The organism is Brevibacterium sp. FME37 (assembly GCF_014897485.1).
Classification (GTDB): Bacteria; Actinomycetota; Actinomycetes; order Actinomycetales; family Brevibacteriaceae; genus Brevibacterium.
In genome coordinates, this window is sequence record NZ_JABUYE010000034.1 from 1 (window position 1) to 5,145 (window position 5,145).

General features: G+C 55.6%; 5 protein-coding genes and 1 other annotated feature. Of the genes, 1 reads left to right on the plus strand and 4 read right to left on the minus strand.

The features are described from left to right. Positions 1 to 21 precede the first annotated feature (21 nt). From INT29_RS19675 to INT29_RS19690, 4 genes are all read right to left on the minus strand, one after another. Entirely contained in the window at positions 22 to 477 is a 456-nt protein-coding gene (locus tag INT29_RS19675; RefSeq protein WP_319020950.1) for a DUF262 domain-containing protein, read from the minus strand. A gap of 580 nt (positions 478 to 1,057) precedes the next feature. Further along, positions 1,058 to 2,310, minus strand: a protein-coding gene (locus INT29_RS19680; protein WP_413463176.1) for an IS3 family transposase whose coding sequence is annotated in 2 segments (ribosomal slippage) — positions 1,058 to 2,019 and positions 2,019 to 2,310 — 1,254 coding nt in all. Because the reading frame shifts where the segments join, the coding sequence is not laid out codon by codon here. After that, positions 1,895 to 2,026, minus strand: a sequence feature (AL1L pseudoknot). It overlaps the preceding gene by 132 nt. Before the next feature lie 410 nt (positions 2,311 to 2,720). Further along, positions 2,721 to 3,215 (minus strand): phospholipase A2, encoded by a 495-nt coding sequence (locus INT29_RS20335; protein ID WP_096168666.1) that lies wholly within the window; start codon positions 3,213 to 3,215, stop codon positions 2,721 to 2,723. A gap of 88 nt (positions 3,216 to 3,303) precedes the next feature. Further along, complete coding sequence (locus INT29_RS19690; RefSeq protein WP_069599738.1) at positions 3,304 to 3,915, minus strand: recombinase family protein; 612 nt, start codon at positions 3,913 to 3,915, stop codon at positions 3,304 to 3,306. A 376-nt stretch (positions 3,916 to 4,291) separates the two neighbouring features. On the opposite strand from INT29_RS19690, the gene INT29_RS19695 reads away from it, so the two are divergent. Then, the gene (locus INT29_RS19695) at positions 4,292 to 5,089 is read left to right on the plus strand and encodes a S8 family serine peptidase (protein ID WP_162619320.1); all 798 of its coding nucleotides are present in this window, start codon (positions 4,292 to 4,294) and stop codon (positions 5,087 to 5,089) included. The last annotated feature ends 56 nt before the right edge of the window (positions 5,090 to 5,145 follow it).

Consider the following 5,145-nt stretch of genomic DNA (forward strand, 5'->3'; position numbering starts at 1 on the left):
TGGTCGGACTGATTTGCTCTGTCACCGTGGTCCCGCTCCAGCCTGACACGTAGGGTTCGGGCAGACGAACTGGCTCTCTTGCAGTACAGCTTCAGCAGACATGTCGAAATAGACGGCTGGCCAAGGCGTGGTATCTACAGGGTCGAGTTCAGTCTGAAACACTCCGAAGATAGACGTTAAGCGCTGCTGCCCGTCGAGAACGTAGTCAATTGGATAATCCGGTTCCACATCCGGGAGTTGAAACGGCCCAAGGTGACGCTCGTGCGTCAGCTTTTCTTTCGTTCGCCAGAGAATAAGAGCCCCATAGGGGAACTCCTTGTAGATTGAATCCATCAGATACGCTACACGTTCAGTATCCCAGACGAATCCGCGTTGAAAAGCTGGGACTCGTATAGTTCCGTTCTGCACGTTTGCGAGGATCTTTCTAATTGTGAGTCCCACCGATACCCCTTCATCATTTATACCAATATAGCGCACCGATAAGTGAACTGAGCCATGCTCGTACCGTCTCAAAACCCTAGGGTTTGTAGACAGATCTTGTTGAGGCTATTTGAAGAATCGAACTAAGCGATATCCAGCGACGCACAACGAAGCAAGGAGGCAACCGCTTGCAAGAATGAACAGGAAGAGAGCTGGGCCGAGCCAGTGGATTTCAACCTGGTCGAAAGTGGCGGTTGCACTATTGACTACCTGGTGGCATGCAGCCGCAGGAGGCAACGGGTTCATCGTGACACCATATGAAGCTACTTCAGTACCCGGTGGCGGTGTGGCGCAACCGCGCCCACCCGCAATCCCATTCAACACGTGAGTCTGAATGTAACCAGCGACGTATGAGCAGACAAGAAATGCAATTCCGATTCCAGCCAGCGGCCATGGGGAAAAGAGGTGCTTCCACCTTGCTGATTGATGTTCCAAGGCTTTGGTCATTTCAGTGCTTTCGGTCGTTTATCAGCGTACTCGTCCCACGAGAAGTGGGTCGGTGTCCGCCAGTTGCGGTTAGCATTCAGCAACAGCATGTCGGTTGATTTAGTGGATCGCCCCGAGTTCGGTGGAGAGCTCATAACGGTACGCCGACAACTGCTGGCCGACTGATTTCAGTGTAGTAGTGATCCTCGAACTGTGCCGGGGCGAGGTCTCCGCAGTACGAATGCGGACGGGTGTTGTTATACCAATGCACCCATTCCAAGGTCGCGAATTCCACAGCATCGCGACCAGTCCACGGACCTTCGCGCCACACCACCTCTTTCTTAAATAGTTTGTTTAACGCTTCAGCTGCGGCATTATCATAAGAATCGCCCGTCGAGCCGACCGAGGCTTCTATCCCGGCTTCACGTAGTCGTTCTGTGTAAGCAATGGAAACATATTGACTTCCCTTGTCTGAATGGTGAATTAACTGATTGATATTACGGTTCTTTCGTCTCCTTTCCCATAAAGCGTGCTCCAGGGCATCCAGCGCCAAATCGGTCCGCAGCGTCGTATCGACTCGCCACCCGACAACCATGCGGGAAAACAAATCCATCACGAACGCGACATAGACGAAACCACTCCACGTCGAAACATACGTAATGTCAGCGACCCAGCGGGTATCTGGAGCATCGGCGGTGAAGTCCCGGCACACAAGGTCACTCGGGTACGAGGCGGTCTTGGACTGCCATGTCGTAGTCGCCGACCGGGCATTGCTCACCCCTGCCAGACACAGGGCGCGCATGCGTCGTTCGACTGTGCACCTGGCGATCGGCTCGTCTGGATAGAGCCGGCGGAGCATGACCCACATTTTCCGTGCTCCGAATAATCCTCGATTCTTCGCATGCACTTTCTGAATCCGTTCATCCCACACGGCGTCAGTTTGTTTCCGTGCCGAGACCGGTCGCGACCTTCTGGCGTAATACGAACTCGCAGCGATCTGCACCCCGGTATCCGACAGGACACGGCAGATCGGCTCGACTCCGAATTCGTTGCGATTGTCATCGATGAAGCCATCGATATCCGTCAGTGGCGGTCGAGCTCCGCCTGGGCAAAATACGCACTCGCTTTCCGCAGGATCTCATTCGCCCGGCGCAGTTCCCGAATTTCCTTTTCCAGATCTGTGATGCGTTGCTTGTCATCAGTCGTCATTCCCGGCGTCATTCCAGAATCAACATGATTGTGCTTCACCCAATTGCGCAGGGTGTTCTTGTTGATCCCGATCTGTTCACCGACCAGCCGGCACGCGGTGCTCACGGCCAGGGCCGGATCATCGGTGAGCTTCTCGTTGACCATGCGCACGGCGCGGTCTCGGACTTCTGCAGGGTACTTACTTGGTGCGGGCATGGTCCTATCCTCTCGGTTAGATCAAGCCCTCCACCACACCCGGGGCGATCCAGACCTGTTGACCGGTAAATCTTGACCGCCGCGATGACAACGAAGACGACTGTTGCAACCCCCAACAAAAGAGGAATCAGGCCGTCGAGAATTGCTGTGATCGGACTGAAGTAGCCAGCCCACACGAGACCGGCAGCCAGCAAAACAGTCAGGGTCATGCCGGAAGCTACCCACTTCCTCGCTGACACCGGAGCTATTGGTGACCGGTGGATAGCTAGAGCGACGAGTACACCAGAGACCAGAACGAGCACGATTGAAACGAACGCTGGCACAGAGAGAACATAGAGCACCATCGCAGCGACAAAAGCAACAAGCCCTCCGAGGACAAGACTTCTTGATGAATTCACGACTGAGTGCCCCTACAGCTTCTTGACGAAAGTATTTGCTGTCACTGCTGCATAGTAGACGCCTACCGTGATGTAGCAGTTCTGGCGGAAGACCGTACCTTTGGAAAACTGATGCTGGCACTGCTGCTTCATCTGCCTTTTGAGTTTTCCATTGGCGCTGTACCACTGCTTCTTTTTAGTAGAGTTTGAGATTTTCTTCCCCATGATTGCTTGGATGTTCATATCGTGTCGGGCACACGGTCCACGGAAATCGACTCGATACTTACCAACCACAGGCTGGTCTGGAGAGGAGGTGCAATAGTCATGCCAGCTCTTTGGTTTGCAAGACTTCGGGCAATACCGGTAATTCTTGGGGATGGTGACTCTCCCTGGCTTCTTGGCGTAGGGAGTTAGAGGACCACCAGGTTTGACCTTCAGGGGAGTGGTTTCAGCTTCAAAGAGGTTGAGTCGTAACTGGCGCTTACGATTTGCAGGAAGGCATTGACGCCGAGGCGGCCGAAGCTGCAATGGGCCGCAGTGCCGACGAGACTACCAAGGCTCACAGTCGGGCCATCCTCGTGCTAGCTGAAGCAACGAGAAGAATGGACAAGGGACTTCACCCGGCAGGAGTGTAGGCTCCTGAGCCTTTGAGTGCGTTGTACAGCGTCTGCCGAGAGACCTCATAGCGTCGGGCGACCCCGGCCACCGAGATCCCCATGTCGACCATCGCCCGGCAGGCTTGCACGTCCTCGTCGGTGAGCTTGCGCTGATAGACCCCCTGAGCCTTCGCCAGCTCAATCCCCTCCCGCTGCCGTTCAAGGATCCGCGCGCGCTCGAACTGCGCCATGCCCGACAGAAACGTGAGGAACAGTTCCTGCATAGGGGAGCTGCCATCTTTGGAGACGGTGATGTTCTCCGAGACGAAGGTGACCGTGCACCCTTTCCCGGTCAGTGTGTCGACGAGCGAGTAGAGATCTCGGGTGTCTCGTCCGAGGCGATCCAACGAGGCCACACGAATATGGTCACCCTCGCGGGCATAGTCGATGAGCTTGTTCAGGCCTGCGCGGTTGGCGCGTGATTTCCCGCTGAGCTTGTCCTCGAACGTCTTATCGCACCAACCGATGGTCTCGTATTGCCGGCCAGGGTTCTGATCGGCGCTACTGACGCGCACGTAGCCGAGGGTCTGTCCGAACAGGGCATCTGAGGGGTTCTCGGAGTCGGTAGGCATATGTGTCCAATCACTGGAATCGCAACCCGTTTGACAGCATTCTTCCGGCCGAGATCTCGAATGTCAAAGGGGTATACCCGATTGACATGATCGCACTCATCCGGCCTGCTGGGCCGAAGTTTTCTCGAAATTTCATACTTTCGTGCGAGGCGCCCGCGGCGCCCACACTGTATGACCGGACCTGCGGCAGGTAACGGTTTGATTGCTTTCACACGAGCGACCCCGGAAGCCAACTCAGGGATTGTTAGGTTTAAGGACGGCTTATCCCCATGAAAGATCGTCCCCACCTTTCTTCACAGACTGCGAGACCATGCGAGAAGACTCCCGGATGGCCCTGGCCCCCGTTCATCCCCGCCGGTGGGTCCAGCGTGCCCTGGTGGCAGTCGTCGTCATCGTTTTCGCCATGGCCGCCATTTTCATCGTTTTCACGCCAGTAGAAACTGTTTCGAAGGTTCGGGTCGCAATCATCGATGGAGGAATTGACCCCACCTACCCAGCATTGAATAAGGCGAAGATCGAGGTTCGTTCGGTGCCGGGCGCCCCGTCGAGAGTGAGCGAACACGGGTCAGCCATGGCCGCGATCATGGTTGAAAGCGCGTCAGCAAAACCATCTACACGATCTCCGACGATCGAGATCGTCGATGTCCCGGCTCTTGATGTTTCTGGTGTCGGGGAAGTTGAAGACTTGGCGACTGGGATCACGACTGCGACGCAACAAGATGTGGATATGATCGTCGCCGCGCTCGGGACCGAAATGGACGTGCCAGAGCTGAAGGAAGCGGTCCGTCAAGCTCAAAACGATGGCGTGACCATCTTTTCCGCTGCCGGGAACGGTATTGGAGATTTCGCCTCATACCCAGCCCAATATGAGGGAGTGATCTCAGTGGGGGCACTGAACAAATCAGGCCGCCGCCTGAGATTCACGAATACTCGAGCAACGAATCTCCTTGCTTCCGGTGAGGAGATCCGCGTTGAGAGCCCGGGAGGTGGGGCCCAGCCGTATTCAGGGACGTCTCCTGCAACAGCGATTGCTGCGGGAAAGATTGCCGCGTGCTGGCCACTGATTGCTCCACACACTCTTGATCAGACCCGCAGGAACACTCCTGTCGATCAAGCGATAGAAGAATCCATTGAAGAACAAGGAAAGGATCCGAGGGAATGCAAGTCTCTTTAAGCCTGGATCCACCGATGAGGCTGGGCCGATAGCGGCGTGCCGATAGAGAGAATGCC

Coding starts and splice junctions, on each gene's coding strand:
- INT29_RS19690 (WP_069599738.1), bottom strand. CDS start 3,915: ATGCCTACCGACTCCGAGAACCCCTCAGATGCCCTGTTCGGACAGACC.